The organism is Clostridium ganghwense, assembly GCF_026735165.1.
Taxonomy (GTDB): domain Bacteria; phylum Bacillota; class Clostridia; order Clostridiales; family Clostridiaceae; genus Clostridium_H; species Clostridium_H ganghwense.
In genome coordinates this window covers 663,190-683,183 of sequence record NZ_JAPQES010000001.1, presented here as the reverse complement: position 1 = coordinate 683,183, position 19,994 = coordinate 663,190, and the positions used below count along the sequence as shown (strand labels likewise).

The following is a 19,994-nucleotide window of genomic DNA, read 5'->3' as shown; positions in this document are numbered from 1 at the left end:
AAAGTTTAGGAGAGGAAAAGTAATGAACTATATGAATTTTTCTAATGCTAGTTGTAAGAATTGTTATAAGTGTTTAAGATCATGTCCTGTTAAAGCAATAAGATTTAAAAATCAGCAGGCGGAAATAGTAGAAGAAAGGTGTATTGGATGTGGGCACTGTCTTGAAGTATGCCCTCAAAATGCTAGAGAAATTGTAAGTGATTTAGAAAAGGTAAAAAAGTTAATAGCTAGTGGTGAAAGGGGTATTGTAAGTATAGCACCCTCTTTTCCAGGATATTTTAATACTAAAGAAGGAAAAATAGTTGCTGCTTTAAAAAAATTAGGATTTTCTATTATTGAGGAGACTGCTATAGGGGCCGAAGCTGTATCTGATTTCTATAGAGAATATGTTGAAAATAATAAACTACAAAATTATATAACTACTTGTTGTCCATCAGCTAATTACTTGGTAGAAAAATATTTTTCAGAATTAGTTCCTTATATGATTCCAGCTGTTTCACCTATGATTGCTCATGGGAAAATATTAAAAAATGTTTATGGAAAGGATAGTTTTGTGGTATTTATAGGACCTTGTGTTGCAAAAAAAATTGAAGCAGAAGGTTTCAAAAATACTGAAGTTATAGATGCAGTGTTAACTTTTGAAGAGATAAATGAATGGATTTTAGAGTCTAAAATAGATATTGAAACACTTAAAGAAGAAGATATTAATAAGAGTGCATATAGAAGAGGGCAAAGTTACCCTGTAGGAGGGGGAATTATTCATGCTGTGAAAGATGAATTAGAAGAAAAACAACTTGAAGGAATTTCAGTAAGTGGAACAGAAGATTGCATTAATATATTAAAAAGTATGAAAAAAGGAACTTTAAAATCTGTGTTTCTTGAAATAAGTGTATGTAAAGGTAGTTGTATAGGTGGCCCTGATATGATTAATAATGATCAGGATTATTATGAAAAGTTACAAAAAGTAAAAGATTATATTAAAAGAAGAGAAAGTATTTCTGAAGATAAGAAAGATGACAAGTTTAAAGCTTTATCAAAAAATTTAAATTTAAATAGAAGCTTTAGGGATAAAAGTATGAAGATAGCTACCGTACATGAAGAAGAAATAAGAAAAATAATGAAGGAAATGGGTAAGGTTGAGCCTAAGGATGAATTAAATTGTGGAGTATGTGGTTATAATACTTGCAGAGAAAAAGCTGAGGCAATTTATGAAGGAATGGCTGAGACTGATATGTGTCTTCATTTTATGAGAAATAAAGCGGAGCGATTAACTAATGTGATTTTTGAAAATACTGCTAGTATTGTTATGTTATTAGATGAAGAATTAAATATTAAAGAAATTAATCCTGCTGCACAAGAAATTTTTATGGTAAAAGCTGAAAATATAAAGGGTAAACCATTATCTAGATTAATTAATGATGAAGATTTTAGGATAGTTAAGGAAACAGGACAGAGTATTATTGGTAAAAAGGTTGATTATCCTCAGTATAATGCTGTCTTTATAGAAAATATAGTATATCTTTCTAAACAAAATTTAGTTTTAGCTTCTATGATAAATATTATGGAGGCCGAAAAAAATAGAGAAGAGTTAGTTAGAGTTAAAGAAAATACTTTAAATGCAGCCCAAGAGGTAATAGAAAAACAGATGAGGGTTGCTCAAGAAATTGCAGGGTTACTTGGGGAAACTACTGCAGAGACAAAAGTTATATTAAATAAACTAAGAAAAGTTGTTGCAGGAGAAGATAAACATTAAGTAGATATTTATAATAGATAAAATTTTAGGAAAAGGTGATTATGGTGATAGATATTACAGTTTGTGTTGGAAGTACATGTTATCTTAAAGGTTCTTATAATATAATAAATAGACTTATGAAAATTATAGAAGAAAATAAACTTGAAGATAAGGTAGTTGTTAAAGGGGCTTGCTGTTTAGGAAACTGCTGCAAGCCAGTTTCTATTAAGATAAATGATGGACCTGTTCTTTCTGTTGATGAAAGTAGCTTAGAAACATTTTTCAAAGAAAATGTCATGAAGAGATTAGAAAAATGATAAAAGAAGTTAATTCATAAAGGAGGGATAGGTAGTGAATTACATAAGTTTTTCAAATGCTAGTTGTAAAAATTGTTATAAGTGCTTAAGAGCATGTCTAGTAAAAGCGATTAAATTTAAAAATGGACAAGCAAAAATTGTTCAAGAAAGATGTATAGCATGCGGACATTGTCTAGAGATTTGTCCTCAAAATGCAACAAAGGTTATAAGTGATTTAGATAGAGTTAAGGAAGCTATTTCTTCTAAAAAGAAGGTAGTTGTAAGTGTAACTCCATCTTTTGCAGGCTTTTTTAATGTTGAAGAAGAAAAGATAGCAGCTGCATTAAGAAAATTAGGTTTTTCATTTGTTGAAGAAAACGATTTAGGAACAGGTATTTTAGCTCATTATTATGAAAAGTATTTAAATGAGAATAAGCTTGAAAATTATATAACAACTTTTTGTCCTTCAGCAAATTCATTAATACAAAAATATTATCCAGAACTTATTAAGTACATGATTCCGGTGGTTTCCCCTATGATTGCTCAAGCTAAGGTACTAAAGAAGATATATGGAGAAGATAGCTTTGTTGTATTTATAGATCCATGTATTGCAAAAAAAATTGAAGCTAATGAGTTTGAAGGAGAAAAAATAATTGATGCAGTTTTAAACTTTAATGAAATTAATAAATGGATATATGGTTCAGGTATAAGATTAGATGAACTTAAAGCTGAAGAATTTGACAAAAATATGCCTAAGAATGGAAAGAGTTTTTTATTAGAAGGAGAAGTAATAAACTCAATTAAAAATACCATAGATAGAAAAGCTTTACATCCTATTACTATTAGTGGAACAGAGGATTGTATTGAAATATTAGATAGTATTCAAATGGGAGCTATTAAAGGGGTTTTTGTAGAGTTAAATATTTGTAAGGGTGGCTGCATTGGTGGCCATAATATGATGAAAAATAAAAAACAGTATTATAAAAGACTTCACAAGACTAAAGAATATATAAAAAACAAAGAGAAGAGTGAAAAAAGTAATATTATCAAAGAAACGGAACACATATTGGAAAGCATAGATTTTGGCAGAAAGTTCAAAGATAAAAGTTTTAAAAGACCTATTGCGACGAAACAGGATATTGAAAGAATCATGAAACAGATGGGTAAATTTGTTAAAGAAGATAAGCTTAATTGTGGAGTTTGTGGATATGATACTTGCATGGAAAAAGCTCAAGCTATTTTTGAAGGTATGGCTGAAACTGATATGTGTTTACACTTTATGAGAAGTAAAGCAGAAAGTTTGAGTGATGTAATAATTGATAATACAGCTAATAGTATAATTATGGTAGATGGAGATATAAATATTATAGAGATTAATCCTGCAGCTCAAGAAGTTTTTATGGTGAAGTCTGAAAATATTTTAGGTAAACCACTAAATTTACTGATTGATGACGCAGATTTTCGTAAAGTAAAAGAAACAGGAGAAAATATAATAGGTAAAAAAGTTGTTTACCCACAATATAATGCTGTGTTTATGGAGAATATAATATATCTACCTAAACAAAATTTAATTTTAGCTGCTATGACTAATATTATTGAAGAAGAGAAAAATAAAAGAGAATTGAATAGGGTTAAAAAAAATACCTTGAATGCTGCACAAGAAGTTATAGAAAAACAAATGAGAGTAGCACAAGAAATTGCAGGTGTTCTTGGTGAAACTACAGCGGAAACAAAGGTGCTTTTGAATAAATTAAGAAGAATTGTTGCAGGAGAGGAGGAGGAAATTGGTTGAGTTTATTTATAGATGTGGCTTATGATAGCTTAATAAAGCATGAAGAAGAACTCTGTGGTGATAATGTGGAAATAGTTAAATTAGAAGACAGTATTATTATAGTTATGGCAGATGGACTTGGAAGTGGAGTTAAAGCAAATATATTATCCACACTTACAACTAAAATTGCAGCTACTATGTTAAAAGAGGGAGAAGATATATACGAAACTGTGGATACAATAATAAATACTCTTCCTGTCTGTAAGGTTAGAAATATTGCTTATTCTACTTTTACTATTCTTAAAATATATAACGATGGTAGAGTTTTTGCTGCAGAATATGATAATCCTCCTTTATTTATAATTAGAAATAGTGAAAGTTTGAAAATACCTAAAAAGGAACTTGATATAAATGGAAAGAAAGTATATGTAAGTGATTTTATAGCTAGAAGAGGGGATGTACTTACTGCAGTTAGTGATGGAGTAATTCATGCGGGTATAGGTCAAGTACTAAATCTAGGATGGACATGGGATAAGGTAGAGAATTATTTGCAGAGAAGTTGCTGCAAAAAGAAATCTGCAAAAAACATTTCAAGAGATTTAGTAGAGGTATGTTGGGATTTATATGGCAAAAAACCAGGTGATGATACTACTGTAGTAGGAATAAAAATAAGAGACCCTGAGTATATAGATTTATTTACAGGACCACCTGTAAATACGGCAAACGATAGCTATGTAATAAAAAAATTTATGAATGGCAAGGGAAAGAAAATTATATGTGGTGGAACTGCAGCAAATATTGCATCAAGAGAGTTAAATAGAGAGATGAAGGTAAATATGGACATTCTTTATAAAGATGTCCCTCCTACATCAACTATGCAAGGAATAGATTTAATAACAGAGGGAGTTCTAACTTTAAGCAAGGCTGTAGAAAAATTAAAAAAAGGAATGGAATGTTACGATGATGGGGGTCTTATCTATAATATAAGGGAAAAAGATGGGGCATCTTTATTAATAAAAATGCTATTAGAGGATTGTACTCACTTAAATTTATGGATTGGTAAGGCAGTAAATTTGGCACACCAAAATCCTGATTTCCCAACGGATTTAAATATAAAACTTAATTTGGTAGAGGAATTATGTGAACTTATGAAAAAATTAGGGAAAAAAATAACAATTAATTATGTGTAAATATAAATTGAATTTAATAAATATAATATTAAAATATTGACACTATTAAGAAAAAAATATATAATTTGAACTAAATATTAAAATAGAATATTTCTTATCAAGAGAGGTGGAGGGACTGGCCCTATGAAGCCCGGCAACCAGTATGTGATTTAATACATACAATGGTGCTAAATCCTGCAGCAAAAGCTGGAAGATAAGGGTGTTGTAGGTAGAAACATAGACCTAAAGGATATCCTTTAGGTCTTATTTTTTTATTTAAAAAGTGGGGCATTAAATTAACTTCATAAATATAGGGGGCGAGTTTATGTATATAAAAGATATATTTTCAAAGAGGAAGCCAGTAATTTCATTTGAAATATTTCCACCTAGAAAGGCTTCATCTATAGATACTATCTATAGAACAATAGATGCGTTAGCACCGTTAAATCCAGATTATATAAGTGTAACCTATGGGGCTGGGGGAAACACAGCAGACAATAAAACAGTAGAGATAGCATCTATTATAAAAAATAAATATAATATAGAAGCATTAGCACACTTAACATGTATAACATCAACTAAAAGTGAAATTGACAATATATTAGAAAAATTTAAAAAAAATAACATTAACAATATATTGGCTCTTAGAGGAGATATTCCTCAAGATTCTAATTTTAAATTTCCAAATCCCCTTCATTTTGAACATGCTGTTGATTTGGTTAAATATATACAAAAATCTAATAATTTTTGTATAGGAGGGACATGTTATCCAGAAAGACATATTGAATGTGATAGTATGGAAGAAGATTTGATAAATCTTAAGGATAAGGTAAATTCGGGTACAAATTTTCTTATAAGTCAATTATTTTTTGATAATAATTTCTTTTACAATTTCAAATCAAAGACAGATAAATTAAACATAAATATTCCTATTGAAGCAGGTATTATGCCGGTTATAAATAAGAAACAGATAGAGAGAATAGTATCTTTATGTGGATCGAACATTCCAGAAAAATTTATTAAAATAATAGACAGATATGAAAATAATCCTGAAGCTTTAAAGGATGCGGGAATTGCTTATGCTACAGAACAGATAATTGATTTATTATCTTCTGGAGTTGAGGGTATTCATATTTATACTATGAATAATCCAGAAGTGGCAAAGAGAATAGTTAGAAATATATCATCCATTGTTTATGCGTTAAATCGTAATATTGCTATTTAATTACAATATAGAAATATAGGGGGAATTATAAATGCCAAGAGTAGAAAGTTTTCAGTTAGATCATAGAAAGGTAGCTGCACCATATGTAAGAAAGTGTTGTATTCTTAATGGCGAAAAAGGAGATGTAGTATCAAAGTTTGATTTAAGATTTGTTCAGCCAAATAAAGAAGCAATTCCAACTGCAGCATTACACGCTCTTGAACATTTACTTGCAGGATTTTTAAGAGGATATTTAGATAAAATAATAGATATATCACCTATGGGGTGTAGAACAGGATTCTATCTTATTATTTGGGGGGATGTTGAGCCTGGAACTGTAAAGGTTGCATTGGAGCTTTCTTTAAAACAAGTTTTAGAAGCGGAAGAAGTTCCTGCTGCTAATTATATTCAATGCGGTAATTACAGAGACTTATCTTTGTTTGGGGCAAAGGAATATGCAAAGTATGTACTTAGAAATGGATTTAGCACTAAGTTTTATAGAAAATAAAAAGAGCTTAATATTCTTAAAGGGAAGAAGATGATTACTTGCATATTGATAAAGAAGAAGTTTTAAGATATTTAGGATATAAAAATCAAAAATTAGAGAGGTCATTAGAATTACTAATAGATGAGTGTATAGAAGAAATAAAAAAATATATACCTTATAAATATACATTTAAAATATTTGATATTGAAAAAAATATAGAAGGAATAGAGTTATCAAATAGTAATTTAATTTTTAAAGGTAATGCTATAGAAAAGCATCTAAAAGATTCCCAAAGTTGTGCTGTAATGGCTGTAACTCTTGGAAATATAGTGGATACGAAAATAAGATACTATGAGAAAGTTAATTTAACAAAGGCTCTAATATTAGATGCTTGTGCAACTAGTGTGGTAGAGCTCATATGTGATGAAGTACAAGAAGTAATAAAAAAAGAAGCTGTAAAATTAGGACTCGGAATAACTTATAGATACAGTCCAGGATATGGAGATTTTTCAATAGACATTCAGAGTAAGATATTAGAAGCTTTAGAGGCTCATAAAAAAATAGGACTTTCAGCTACAGAAGATAGTATTTTAATACCTAGAAAATCAGTAACAGCAGTAATAGGATTTCAAAATAAAAATATTATAAGTGAACATCCAGGCTGTAAAATTTGCAGCAAATACGAGAATTGTGAATATAAGATAGGAGGTAATTACTGTGGAAATTAAGGATATACTTAAGAAAAAGTTTATATTTTTCGATGGAGCTATGGGTACAATGCTGCAGAAGAAAGGGCTTAAAGCAGGAGAGATTCCAGAAATTTATAACATATTACATCCAGAAATAATAAGAGATATTCATAAAAAATATATTGAAGCTGGTGTAGATATATTAACAACAAATACTTTTGGGGCTAATGAATTAAAACTTAAGGATACAGGGTATTCTGGTGAAGAAGTAATAAGTAAAGCTGTACATATTGCAAAAGAAGCTAAAGGAGATAGAAAAGGAAAATATGTAGCTTTAGATATAGGTCCTATTGGTCAGTTGTTAGAACCTAGTGGTACATTAAAGTTTGAAAGGGCTTATGAAATTTTTAAAAAACAGGTAAAAGCGGGAGTAGAGGCAGGATGCGATCTTATTTTAATAGAGACTATTTCAGATTTATATGAAGCAAAAGCAGCAGTAGTTGCAGCAAAAGAAAACTGTAACTTACCTGTATTTTGTACTATGACGTTTGGAGAGGATGGAAGAACTTTTACTGGAACAGATCCTCTTACTATGGTAATGGTTTTGCAAGGACTTGGAGTAGATGCACTTGGGGTAAATTGTTCTCTTGGTCCAAAGGAAATAATACCTATAGTAGAAAAAATTATAGAATATTCTTCAGTTCCAGTTATGGTACAGCCTAATGCGGGACTTCCAAGAGTTGAAGAAGGGGAAACTATATATGATATTAAGCCAGAGGAGTTTGCACAATATATAAAAAATATGGCTGAAAAAGGTGGGTCTATTTTTGGAGGATGCTGTGGAACAAACGATGAATTTATAAAGCAATTGATAATTAAATTAAAGGAATTAAAACCTTTAGGGATAAAGCAAAAGAGTATTACAGCAGCTTGTTCAGCTTCAAAAACTGTAATTTTAGGTCAGGGAGTAAAAGTTATAGGTGAGAGAATAAACCCAACAGGAAAGAAAAAATTTAAAGAAGCTCTAAGAAATAATAATATAGATTATATATTAACAGAAGGTATTAATCAGCAGGAATTAGGAGCGGATATGTTAGATGTAAATGTAGGATTACCAGAAATTGATGAGGAAGTAGTAATGAAAGAGGTAATTAAGGAAATACAATCTATTATAAATTTACCTCTTCAAATAGACAGTGCTAGTGCAAAAGTTATAGAAACCGCTGCTAGAATTTATAATGGAAAACCTATTATAAATTCAGTAAATGGAAAACAAAAGGTTATGGAAGAAATATTTCCTATTGTAAAAAAATATGGAGCTTGTGTTGTAGGGTTAACTTTAGATGAAAGTGGTATTCCAGCTAAAGCTGAAGATAGAGTTAAAATTGCTGAAAAAATTATTAAGACAGCTAAAGAATATGGAATAGGAAAAGAAGATATTTTAATTGATTGTTTAGTTTTAACTGTTTCAGCACAGCAAAGAGAGGTTATGGAAACAATAAAGGCCGTTAGGATAGTGAAAGAAAAATTTGGAGTTAAAACTTTGCTTGGAGTAAGTAATGTATCCTTTGGACTTCCTAATAGAGCTTTACTTAATAAAACATTTTTAGCAATGGCATTAAGTGAAGGATTAGATGCGCCTATAGTAAATCCTAATAACCAAGATGTTATGGATACTATAAATGCATTTAAAGTACTTGCCAATGAAGATAAAGAGGCAAAAGATTATGTGAAAACTTATTCTGATGTAAATGTAAAAAAAGAAGTTTCACAAAAAAGTAGTAATAAAAGTTTAAAAGAAATAATAGTAAGGGGAATAAAAGAGGAAGCAGTTGCAAAGACAAAAGAGCTTTTAAATATAAAGGATAGTATGGAAATAGTGGATGAGTATTTGATATCAGCTTTAGATATTGTAGGCAAGAAATATGAAAAAGGAGAAATATTTTTACCACAGCTTATACAATCGGCGGAAACAGTGCAAAGAGCCTTTGAAATCATAAAAGATAAAATATTTAAAGAAAATAAGGAGACAATTTCAAAAGGAAAGATTATTTTAGCTACAGTAAAAGGTGATATACATGATATAGGAAAAAACATTGTTAAAGTTATTCTTCAGAACTATGGTTTTGAAATTATAGATTTAGGAAAAGATGTTTCAGCAGAAGATATAGTGCAAACCGCAAAACAAGAAAATATAAAGCTTGTGGGACTTAGTGCCCTTATGACAACTACAGTAAAGAGTATGGAAGAAACAATAAAGGCTCTTAGACAAAATGATGTAGAATGTGAAGTTTTTGTTGGAGGAGCTGTACTTAATCAGGAATACGCAGATATGATAAATGCAGATTACTATGCAAAAGATGCTCAAGAAGCAGTTCGAATTGCAAGAAAAGTATTTCAAGGATAAAATTAAAGTAACCAGTAAAAGAGATTTTTTACTGGTTACTGGTATATAATTACTGATTTTTAAAGACTTCCAGAGAGCTTTTTCTTATTATTAATATTTATTGAGAATTGAGTTCTAGCATCATCAAAAATAGAAGTTTCAATTAAATTATCTAAATTTCCATTTTTACTCCAGAAAATAACTAATAGATTTTTATCTTTATTATAAGGGTTTTTAGCTACTAATCGTCCATTTACATTAGAATTACATATGTTTATATCTTTCATAGTTAAAGAGAATTTAGAAAGTGAAATTGGAAGTAATGAGTTTAATGAATTAAATGCTGAGTTATTCCAAGGATTACCTAATAGTATTAGGTTTTCATTTTGTATCTCTTTATCTGTTAAATCTTTATCGTATTTTACAATCAAATTCTCATCATTACCATTCAGTTCTTTATATTTATATTTCATGTTTTGTATAAAGTTGTTTATAGCTGCATCATCCTCTTTAGGTAAATCATGAGGTTTTACTATATAAATTTTTTCACCAAGAATTGCTTTAGCATCAATACTAAAAAGTGAAAGACCATATTTTTTTTCTTTGCTTAAAACTTCATTTTTATATAATTCTTTTTCAATTTTATTTCTTTCTTCATCTGAAAGAGATATATTTTTAGGAGTATAGTCTTTAGAAGTTACAGCTGAATACATAGCTTTTCTAACATCTTTACCTGCCACTTCTTCAATAACGTCTAAAAGATCTTTAATAGTTGCATTTTTATATTGGTATTTTTGGAAGTAAGTTTGAAGAATTTTCAAGAATTTTTCTTCTCCAACTCTTTGTCTCAAATCTTCAAAAAATAGAGGTCCTTTATTATATATTGTTCTGCTGTAATCCATCCATGAATCAAATTTATTAACACTTGTATTTAGTGCATGATTTTCTTGAAAACCAAAGTAATGATACATTCTGAATTTTAAAACAGTACCTGCATGACAATAGTCACCGTATTTTTTCTCAAAGAAGTAAGCAGTGGAGTATACAGTTAAAGATTCATCTAAGAAAGATTCTTTAAATTCATTGTTTCCAACTAGAGAAAACCACCATTGATGACCAGTTTCATGAACTGTAGATTCAATTTCAAAAGGCATGTATTCTGCATTTTCATAAGATATTTCAGGATTAAATCTATAGTTTCCCATTTGTATAAGTTGAGGATATTCCATAGCACCACCACTAAGGTAAGTTTCAACAACGTCAAATTCTTTAAATGGATATTTACCAAATTTGTTGCTAAAGAAATCTAGGGCATCTGCAGCTGTATCAAGAACTACAGAAGCTCTTTTTTTACATAAATCACTTTTTTCATCTTTTTCATCATAATAAAAGCTATTAACTTTTATTCCATTTATATCTTTAGATAGTACCTTGAATCTAGGACTCATTATAAATACAAAGTCTCTAACATTTTCTGCATTTATATTTATCGTTTTAGTTTTGTCGTTTATTACGTCTATACTTTTATCAATACCAGTAGAGGCTACTTGCATATCTTTAGAAACGTTTAGTGTAACATCATAATTTGAAGATTCTGCATAGTTAGATTCTCCAACTGGATGATAAGGATTTTCATCCCACTTATTAGCTTGGGAATCATAAATTGATAAAATAGGATACCAGTTAGTAAAAGAGTATATATCATTGAAATATCCCATACGGTCAGTTCCATGTGGAAGCTTTAAGGTAAATTCAATATATAGTTTAGCTTCTTCAGTATTTTGCAAAGCTTGATCAAGTTTAATTTTAAGTATTTGATTTTTCTGAGTAAAATCTACTTTTTTATTATTTACGAAAACTTTAGTTATAGTAATATCTCCTAGTTGCTCTTGTGATAATTCATCTGGTTGTCCACCAATTTGAGGTTTAGTTTCAGCTTTACCATAGGCATCTGGATAAAGGTGAAATACTATATCCTTTAAAGTAGTATTAGAGGTGTTTTTGAAAGATACAGTTTCATTAGCAGTTAGGATTTTTTTATTTTCATCAAATGTAGCATTAATTTTGTAACTGTTTGCTCCTTCTTGTGCAAAAGCCATTGGAAGTTTAACCAACAACATGAATAACAAAGTTACAATAAAACATGTAAATTTTTTTAGTTTAATGTTTTTCATAATATTTTGCTCTAAAAATTGAGCAATTCCCCCCTTTTTTCATAATATAAATTTATCTTTGTATAACTATGAATTAAATAGTTAAAACTATTTATATTTACAGTTAAATATTAGCATAATTGATTTCCTAATTATATATACAAGAGATAAATTTAATATAAATTTAAGAATAATACAAACGAAAATTATAATATATAATGAATTCAAAGTTATTTAAATGATGAGAATAATTGATAAAATGAAAGCTGAGTGTTATAATTTGAAAAAGGTTCATAATGTAAATTTAACTAAAAAAATGAATAAGGAGAGGATTGATTGAATAATAGGATAAAGAAATTATTTATATTATATTTTATTTCTTTTATGTTTCTATTTTCATCTAATGTATATGCTTGGGATGAAAAAGATGTACAAGAAAGTTTAGTGAATTTAAAATCAGGGGAAACTATAACAGCGGAATCAGGAAAAATTTATTTATTTAAGTGTGTACAAAAAATGGTTAATAATGAGAATGAAGAGGCTAATAGAGCAGGATGGGGAGCATCTGTATTTAAAGGTGATAATAAAGGAGTTATAATTGAAAGTACAGATAAATCACAAGAACTAGAGTTACCTTTAAAGTTAAATGGATGGTTTAAGATTGATATAGGTTATGCAGCAGGAACAGATAGCTTTATTGTAAAAGAAACAGAAAAGGATAATTCTTATAATTATGTGGAAAATAATGAAGCATATGATGCTCATAAATTATATGGAAATCAATATATATATGAGAAAAGAGCGCTTATATCAAATTTTAATGGAAATAGCATTAAAATTAGTCCGTACAATAATTACAGAGCAAGAATTGCATATATTAAATTAGTTGGACTAACTTCAGAGGAAATAGCTGCATATAATAAGTCAGATGAAGGTGCTAGTGGGAGAAGAATTATATATGATTTTGATGGATATTCTGATTTTTTTTCAGGAAGTTATCCCACTGTAGATAGTTTAAAGAAAAAAACTGTAGATGTTCTATCTAAAAAAAATGTTGGAGAGATAAATTGGTGTTTAGGAACTACGGGTATGTTAACTTATAATAGCAGATATGCTGGAAAAGCTTTTGAAGGAGTTGACAGATATGATAATCAACTTAGAGAAGGCGATAAACTTGCAAGAGAACAAATACTAAATATTTTAAAGACAGGCAAATCACCTTTAGAGGTTGTAGCAGATGAGGCAGAAAAAAAAGGTGTGAAAATAAATGCTTCATTACGTATGGATGCGTTTTATAATCCTAAAATATATGGCTTCCTAAATGGAGCAATGTACGATGAATATAAAGATTGTGTTCAAGAAGGTAGTTTTTCAATGAATTATACATATCCTAAATTTAGAGATTATATAAAAAATATATTAAGGGAAGCAGCTTCTTTTAAGAATGTAGATGGAATAACACTTGATTTTTGTAGATATCCTACAGTAATGGGAAGCCAAACTACTAAGATATATAAGAATTTTTATAGAGCTATTATTATGAATAAATTTATGAAAGAAGTAAGAGCTGAAATACCAAAAAATAAGAATATTACAGTGAGAATACCATATAAGAATCCACTTTCTTATGGGTTTGATGTTGAAACTTGGATTGAAAAAGGGTATATAGATAGATTAATTATTTCTAATATAAGTAAGGAGGATTTTTTCGATATAACTCCTTATGTAGAAATGGTAAAGGGTACAAAGGTTAAATTATATATTGGGATAGTTGCTGATGTTAAAGGACACGATTTAACAAAAGCTGAAGAGGAATTAATGAAAAAAGGACTTTATGTTCATGAAAGAGAGTATTTAAAGTTAGATCAATATTTATCAAGAGCTTATGATGTATATAAAAAAGGTGCTGATGGAGTATTTTTATTTAATACCTCATCTAACTTATTAATTGATACAAGTGCACCAACACAAGCTACATATTTAGGAGATAAGGTGCTTATACATAGGTGGTATAATTTTCAATATAATGAAGGTAACCCATTAAGAAAAGAGAAGGTTTTTATAACCAAGTTTAGTATATAAAGGATTTACAAGTTGATTAGGAATATAGTATTTTATCTAGTGAAAAAATAAAAAAGACCATAAATATGGAATTTTTCTATATTTATGGTCTTTTCTTTAACTTATTTTAACTTCTCTTTATATAGTGAGTATGAAGAAGGTTGTGTGCTTTTTCTCCATATGGTTCACCTAAGAATTCTTTATATAATTTATTGATGTAAGGATTATCATGAGATTTTCTTAACGCTTTATTTTTATCTTCTTTATAAAGAGCTTCAATTCTCTTTTCTAATACTTCGCTATTTGCTTGGCTATAAGGTTGTCCACCACCGCCTATACATCCACCAGGACAGGCCATGATTTCTATCATGTGATAGTTTGATTCACCAGATTGAATAGCTTTTAGAAGCTTACGAGCATTTCCAAGGCCATTTGCAATTGCTACTTTTACATCCATATCTTTTATCTTGATTGTAGATTCCTTTATTCCTTCAAGTCCACGTACATCTTTAAATTCTAAATTATGGATAGATTCTTTAGTTATCCATTCGTAAGCTGTACGTAATGCTGCTTCCATAACTCCACCAGATGCACCGAATATTACACCAGCACCTGTAGATTCGCCAAGAGGAGAATCAAAATCTTCATCTTTTAATGAAAGGAAGTGAATACCAGCTTCTTTTATCATTTTAGCAAGCTCTCTTGTACTTATAACAATATCTACATCTTGTATACCATTAGTATTCATTTCAGGCCTTGCAGCTTCATATTTTTTGGCAAGACAAGGCATAACTGAAACTACTACTATGTTTTCAGGGTCTATATTCATTTTTGCAGCAAAATAAGTTTTTGCTATTGCACCAAACATTTGTTGGGGAGATTTACAGGTAGATGGAATATCTAAAAGATCACTAAAATCATGTTCAATGAATTTAATCCATCCAGGACAGCAGCTAGTTAACATTGGAAGTCTTCCACCATGGTTAAGTCTGTGTAAAAATTCGCTAGCTTCTTCCATTATAGTTAAGTCTGCTGCAAAATCTGTATCAAATACCTTATCGAAGCCAAGGGCACGAAGAGCGGATACCATTTTTCCTGTTACAGGTGTACCAGGTTCAAGACCAAATTCTTCTCCAAGAGCAGCACGAATTGCAGGTGCAGTTTGTACAATAACTACTTTATCTTCATCATTTATTGCATCCCATACTTGTGAAACATAGTTAACTTCTGTTAAAGCACCAGTAGGACAGACTGCGACACATTGACCACAAAAAGTACATTTTGTTTCTGACATAGGAAGGTCAAAAGCAGGACTGACAGTAGTGTTAAAGCCTCTATTCATAGCAGATAATACACCTACAGTTTGGATTTCACTACAGACTGTTTCACAGCGTCTGCAAAGTATACATTTATCCATGTCTCTTATTATTGAATGACTTGAATTATCTTTAGGGAATGTTGTTTTTTCACCTTGATATTTTATTTCACGTATACCTAAGTCAGCAGCTAGTTTTTGAAGTTCGCAAGATGTATTTTTTTCACATAATAAACAATCTTGAGGGTGATTTGAAAGCATAAGTTCTACAATATTTCTGCGTGCTTTAATAGCTCTTATAGAGTTGGTTTTTATAACCATTCCTTCACTAACAGGAGTTGAACAAGATGGAGCTAAGTTACGTCTTCCTTCTACTTCAACAACACAAACTCTACAAGAACCAGGATGATTCACAGTTTTATTATCGTGTAGTTTTAAATGACATAATGCAGGTATATCAATATTAAGTGTTTTTGCGGCTTCTAAAATAGTTGTACCTTCTTCTACTTGAACTTGTCTATTATTTATAGTTAGAGTTACTAGACTCAAATCTTACACCTCTTCCTTTAGAATATTACTACAAATTTATTATTTTTTTATTATTGCACCAACTGGACATGCACTGTAGCATTGACCACATTTAATACATTTTTCTTGGTCAATAATGTGTTTTTCTTTAACTTTTCCGCTAATACATGACACAGGACATTGTCTTGCGCATTTAGTACATCCTATACAGCTGCTTGTGATCTCATATCTAAGAAGATCACCACAAACTCCAGCAGGACAACGTTTTTCGTATATATGAGCTTCGTATTCATCCATGAAATATTTCATAGTACTTAGAACGGGATTTGGGGCAGTTTGTCCAAGTCCGCAAAGAGAAGTATCTTTTATTGTTTCACTTAATTCTTTTAAATTTTCTAAATCTTGTTTTGTTCCTTTGCCAACTGTTATTTTTTCAAGAGTTTCAAGTAAGCGCTTATTTCCTATACGGCAAGGAGTACACTTTCCACAGGATTCTTCAACAGTAAAATCAAGATAGAATTTAGCAATATCAACCATACAGTTATCTTCATCCATAACAATCATACCACCTGAACCCATCATGGAGCCTATAGATGATAAGGATTCATAATCTATAGGGATGTCTAGAAATTGTTCTGGTATACATCCACCAGAAGGTCCGCCAGTTTGCACTGATTTAAATTTACGGCCATTTTTAATTCCGCCGCCAATTTCATAGATAATTTCTCTGAGAGTTGTACCCATAGGAACTTCTACAAGTCCTACGTTATTTATTTTTCCGGCTAACGCAAATACCTTAGTTCCTTTAGAAGTTTTAGTACCAATTGAGTTGTACCATTCTGAACCATTGTTAATGATAGCAGGTATATTAGCTAAAGTTTCAACGTTATTTACACAAGTAGGTTTGTTCCATAGTCCGCTTTCAGCAGGGAATGGAGGCTTGTTTGTAGGTTCACCTCTACATCCTTCAATAGAATGAATTAAAGCAGTTTCTTCTCCACATACGAAAGCTCCAGCACCATACTTTATTTTAACGTCAAAACTAAAATCAGTATCTAAAATATTATTTCCAAGAAGCCCGTATTCATGAGCTTGTTTTATAGCTAGTCTCAATCTTTCTATTGCAAGAGGATATTCTGCTCTTATATAAATACATCCTATTGAAGCACCAATAGAATATCCTGCTATTGCCATAGCTTCAAGTATGCTGTGCGGGTCTCCCTCTAGAATAGAACGATCCATGAAAGCACCAGGATCACCTTCGTCTGCATTACAAATTATATATTTTTGGTCGGCATTGAACATTTTAGCGAATGACCATTTCTTACCTGTTGGGAAACCGCCGCCCCCACGTCCGCGTAATCCAGAATCTGATATTAATTTAATAACTTCATCAGGAGTCATTTCTGTAAGAATTTTACCTAGTGCAAGATAGCCTTCTTCTGCTATATATTCTTTAATATTTTCAGGATTTATTAGACCACAATTTCTAAGAGCAATTCTTTTTTGTTTTTTATAGAATGACATTTCATTTTGTTTCTTTACTTTTTCTTTAATAGTAGGTTCTATATATAGAAGTCTTTCAACTACTTCACCTTTAAGTAAATGTTTTTGGATTATGTCTTCAGCATCTTCTGGCGATACATGAACATAAAAAACATTATCAGGAGCAACTTTTACTATAGGTCCTTTTTCACAGAAACCAAAGCAACCAGTTATAGAAATATGTACTTGTTTCGATAGACCAGCTTTTTCTACTTCTGCTTTTAAATTTTCTAATATTTCATCACTTTTAGAGGATTTACAACCTGTACCTCCGCAGATTAATATATCTCTTTTTAAGTTAGTGTTTTCATTACATATTTTAATATCTTCAGATAATTTACGGATATCTACTAATTCCTTATATTCATTACGAAGTGTTTTAAGATCTGTAATAGAATTAATTTTACTCAAGGTTTATCCCTCCAATTCTGCATATTCTTCTAATACTTTACTAACCATATCTGTTGTAAAATGACCATAAACTTTGTTATTTATTGTAACTACGGGAGCAAGTCCACAAGCACCTACACATCTTAGAACATCAACAGTGAATTTTGAATCAGATGTAGTTTCACCAGCTTTTATATTTAATTGTTTTTCAAATTCTTTTAATACGTCTCCAGCTCCCTTTACAAAACAGGCTGTTCCCATACATATGCTTATTACATATTTACCTCTTGGTTCTGTAGTAAAGTAAGAATAGAAACTTACAACACCACATACTTTTGAAACATTAATATCTAATTTGTTAGCTACAAATCTTTGAACTTCCTCAGGAAGGTAACCAAATAATCCTTGAGCTTTATGAAGCACTTCTATTAATGCACCTTGCTTGTCCTCAAGATTATTAATAAAAATCTCTAATTCTTGGAATTTTTCCTTAGCTAAATTATTAGTGCACACTAATCTTAAACCTCCTTAAGTAAAAATAAATTTTGATAAAAATTAACTTAATAAAATAAAAAAATATTGGTAAAACATATAAAATATTAAAATAACTCCGAAGTTATGAAAGATTCGGAAAATTATAAATGTGATATGAGTGTTAGAGTTATTTCAAATATTCTAATATATGTTTTCAAAACAAATACTTACATAAAATTAATTATACTAAATTTTTTGAAAAATATAAGACTTTTCGATGAAAAGTGCACAGGCAAATTTTACAAAAAACTTCCTGAAGTGGGTAAATAAAAGAAAAAAGCGTTCGACAAAAAACGACAAAACAATTTTAACTTCATTCCACATAACTATCACTTATATTAATATTCTATTTATTAGGATAAAAATCCTTTTATTTTTAATAATTAAGAGGATGCTGTGTGGGAGATATTCATTTAATTAAAATTTGAAAAGCTCATGTAAATAGTATATAATTCATGGTAAATAAAGGAAAATAAAATGGAATTATATATAGTTTTATATTACGAGTATTTTGCAGCAAACGATTACAAGATAATATAAAAAGGGGGAATGTCTATGGTAAAGAAAAAGTTAGGAACCAATAATATTATATTAGATAAGTGGAGAATTATTGAAAAAGAGTTCAATCTTAAAGATAAGTTACTAGATGAAACTATATTTTATGTTGGAAATGGTTATATAGGAATGAAAGGAAGCTTTGAAGAAGGGGATTATGATAAAGCAATAAATTCTTTAAATGGTACTTATATTAACGGATTTTATGAGTTAAAGCCCATTTTAAATGAAGAAGAAGCTTGTGCTTATGAAAGAAATAATGAAACTATGCTTAATGTAACTAATGCAAAAATTATAAGATTATATATTGAAGATGAAGAGTTGAATATGTTAAATGGTATTTTAATGGAATATAATAGAATTCTTGACTTTAAGGAAGGAATTTTACATAGGCATTTAATTTGGCAATCACCAAAAGGAAAAAGAGTAGAAGTGAATATTAAAAGGATGATTTCTTTTAGTAATAAACATTTGGCTGCTATTTCTTATGAGGTAATTCCTCTTAATTTCTCTGGGAAAGTTAGAATTGTATCTGCTTTAGAGGGACAAGGTATGCAAAGAGCAGATTCAGCTTTAGAGGAAAAAAACTTAAAAGTATTAAAAAGTCAAATAAGAGAAAGTTTTGGAGCAATAACTTCACAAACAACTAATACAAAGTTTGTATTAGTTTGTGGTATGGAAAATCAACTTCTAGGCAAAAGTGATTTTAAAATGGAAACTAGAGAAGATAAAGGAAAAGTGGAAGTTATATATACAATAGATGGAAAAGTAAATAAAAGAATAGAACTTAATAAATACATAACATATTTTACTTCAAAGGAGTATTCAAAGGAAAAATTATATATAAAGACGGAGAATGCTTTACAGAAAGCTAAGAGAGATGGATTTGAAAAAATAGAAGAATTACAAAAAGAATTTTTACAGGAATTTTGGAATAAAAATGATATAAAAGTAAAAGAAGAGGAATTACTTAACCAAGCAATAAGATTTAATGAGTTTAGTTTATTACAATCTAATGGAAAAGCGTATGCTGCATTAATGAAATAAATAAAAAAGTATCTCATGTGTTTTATATGAGATACTTTTTTATTAGTAGTTAACATATATTAAAGTATTGAAAGTATAAGTATATTAATGAAATTTACTTTTTATTACAAGAAATTCAGAATACAGAGTAAA

14 protein-coding genes and 1 riboswitch are annotated in these 19,994 nt (G+C 29.6%); of the genes, 10 read left to right on the top strand and 4 right to left on the bottom strand.

From position 1 onward, the window contains the following. The first annotated feature begins 22 nt into the window (after nucleotides 1–22). From OXH55_RS02970 to OXH55_RS02935, 8 genes are all read left to right on the top strand, one after another. Entirely contained in the window at nucleotides 23–1,753 is a 1,731-nt protein-coding gene (locus OXH55_RS02970) for a [Fe-Fe] hydrogenase large subunit C-terminal domain-containing protein (RefSeq protein ID WP_268047981.1), read from the top strand. Nucleotides 1,754–1,794: 41 nt separating this feature from the next. Next, a complete protein-coding gene (locus tag OXH55_RS02965) occupies nucleotides 1,795–2,049 on the top strand; it encodes a (2Fe-2S) ferredoxin domain-containing protein (RefSeq protein ID WP_268047980.1) in 255 nt (84 codons plus the stop codon). A 34-nt stretch (nucleotides 2,050–2,083) separates the two neighbouring features. Further along, complete coding sequence (locus OXH55_RS20090; protein WP_268047979.1) at nucleotides 2,084–3,820, top strand: [Fe-Fe] hydrogenase large subunit C-terminal domain-containing protein; 1,737 nt, start codon at nucleotides 2,084–2,086, stop codon at nucleotides 3,818–3,820. Next, entirely contained in the window at nucleotides 3,817–4,989 is a 1,173-nt protein-coding gene (locus OXH55_RS02955; protein ID WP_268047978.1) for a SpoIIE family protein phosphatase, read from the top strand. Before OXH55_RS20090 ends, OXH55_RS02955 begins: the two co-directional genes overlap by 4 nt. A gap of 91 nt (nucleotides 4,990–5,080) precedes the next feature. Further along, a riboswitch (SAM riboswitch) is annotated at nucleotides 5,081–5,189 on the top strand. Nucleotides 5,190–5,293: 104 nt separating this feature from the next. After that, the gene (gene metF / locus OXH55_RS02950; RefSeq protein ID WP_268047977.1) at nucleotides 5,294–6,193 is read left to right on the top strand and encodes a methylenetetrahydrofolate reductase [NAD(P)H]; all 900 of its coding nucleotides are present in this window, start codon (nucleotides 5,294–5,296) and stop codon (nucleotides 6,191–6,193) included. A gap of 31 nt (nucleotides 6,194–6,224) precedes the next feature. Continuing rightward, nucleotides 6,225–6,680: an S-ribosylhomocysteine lyase gene (locus OXH55_RS02945; RefSeq protein ID WP_268047976.1), complete on the top strand. Its 456-nt coding sequence runs from the start codon at nucleotides 6,225–6,227 to the stop codon at nucleotides 6,678–6,680. 38 nt (nucleotides 6,681–6,718) lie between these two features. After that, on the top strand, nucleotides 6,719–7,387 hold the full coding sequence (locus tag OXH55_RS02940) for a methionine synthase (RefSeq protein WP_268047975.1): 669 nt from the start codon (nucleotides 6,719–6,721) through the stop codon (nucleotides 7,385–7,387). Then, the gene (locus OXH55_RS02935; protein ID WP_268047974.1) at nucleotides 7,377–9,755 is read left to right on the top strand and encodes a homocysteine S-methyltransferase family protein; all 2,379 of its coding nucleotides are present in this window, start codon (nucleotides 7,377–7,379) and stop codon (nucleotides 9,753–9,755) included. The genes OXH55_RS02940 and OXH55_RS02935 overlap by 11 nt, the downstream gene beginning before the upstream one ends. Nucleotides 9,756–9,814: 59 nt before the next feature. On the opposite strand, the gene OXH55_RS02930 is transcribed toward OXH55_RS02935, so the two are convergent. Further along, nucleotides 9,815–11,908 carry a M1 family metallopeptidase gene (locus OXH55_RS02930; protein ID WP_268047973.1) on the bottom strand — a complete coding sequence of 698 codons (2,094 nt, stop codon included), beginning with the start codon at nucleotides 11,906–11,908 and terminating at the stop codon, nucleotides 9,815–9,817. 315 nt (nucleotides 11,909–12,223) lie between these two features. On the opposite strand from OXH55_RS02930, the gene OXH55_RS02925 reads away from it, so the two are divergent. Beyond that, nucleotides 12,224–13,969: a glycoside hydrolase family protein gene (locus OXH55_RS02925; protein WP_268047972.1), complete on the top strand. Its 1,746-nt coding sequence runs from the start codon at nucleotides 12,224–12,226 to the stop codon at nucleotides 13,967–13,969. A gap of 106 nt (nucleotides 13,970–14,075) precedes the next feature. Here the strand turns inward: OXH55_RS02925 and OXH55_RS02920 are convergent, their stop codons facing one another. The 3 genes from OXH55_RS02920 to OXH55_RS02910 form a co-directional block, all read right to left on the bottom strand. Continuing rightward, nucleotides 14,076–15,812 carry an NADH-dependent [FeFe] hydrogenase, group A6 gene (locus OXH55_RS02920; RefSeq protein ID WP_268047971.1) on the bottom strand — a complete coding sequence of 579 codons (1,737 nt, stop codon included), beginning with the start codon at nucleotides 15,810–15,812 and terminating at the stop codon, nucleotides 14,076–14,078. Nucleotides 15,813–15,851: 39 nt separating this feature from the next. After that, nucleotides 15,852–17,681, bottom strand: a complete 1,830-nt coding sequence (locus tag OXH55_RS02915; protein ID WP_418921825.1) for an NADH-ubiquinone oxidoreductase-F iron-sulfur binding region domain-containing protein — start codon at nucleotides 17,679–17,681, stop codon at nucleotides 15,852–15,854. A gap of 69 nt (nucleotides 17,682–17,750) precedes the next feature. Further along, on the bottom strand, nucleotides 17,751–18,239 hold the full coding sequence (locus OXH55_RS02910) for an NADH-quinone oxidoreductase subunit NuoE family protein (RefSeq protein WP_268047970.1): 489 nt from the start codon (nucleotides 18,237–18,239) through the stop codon (nucleotides 17,751–17,753). 576 nt (nucleotides 18,240–18,815) lie between these two features. On the opposite strand from OXH55_RS02910, the gene OXH55_RS02905 reads away from it, so the two are divergent. Continuing rightward, entirely contained in the window at nucleotides 18,816–19,862 is a 1,047-nt protein-coding gene (locus OXH55_RS02905) for a glycoside hydrolase family 65 protein (RefSeq protein WP_268047969.1), read from the top strand. Nucleotides 19,863–19,994 lie beyond the last annotated feature (132 nt).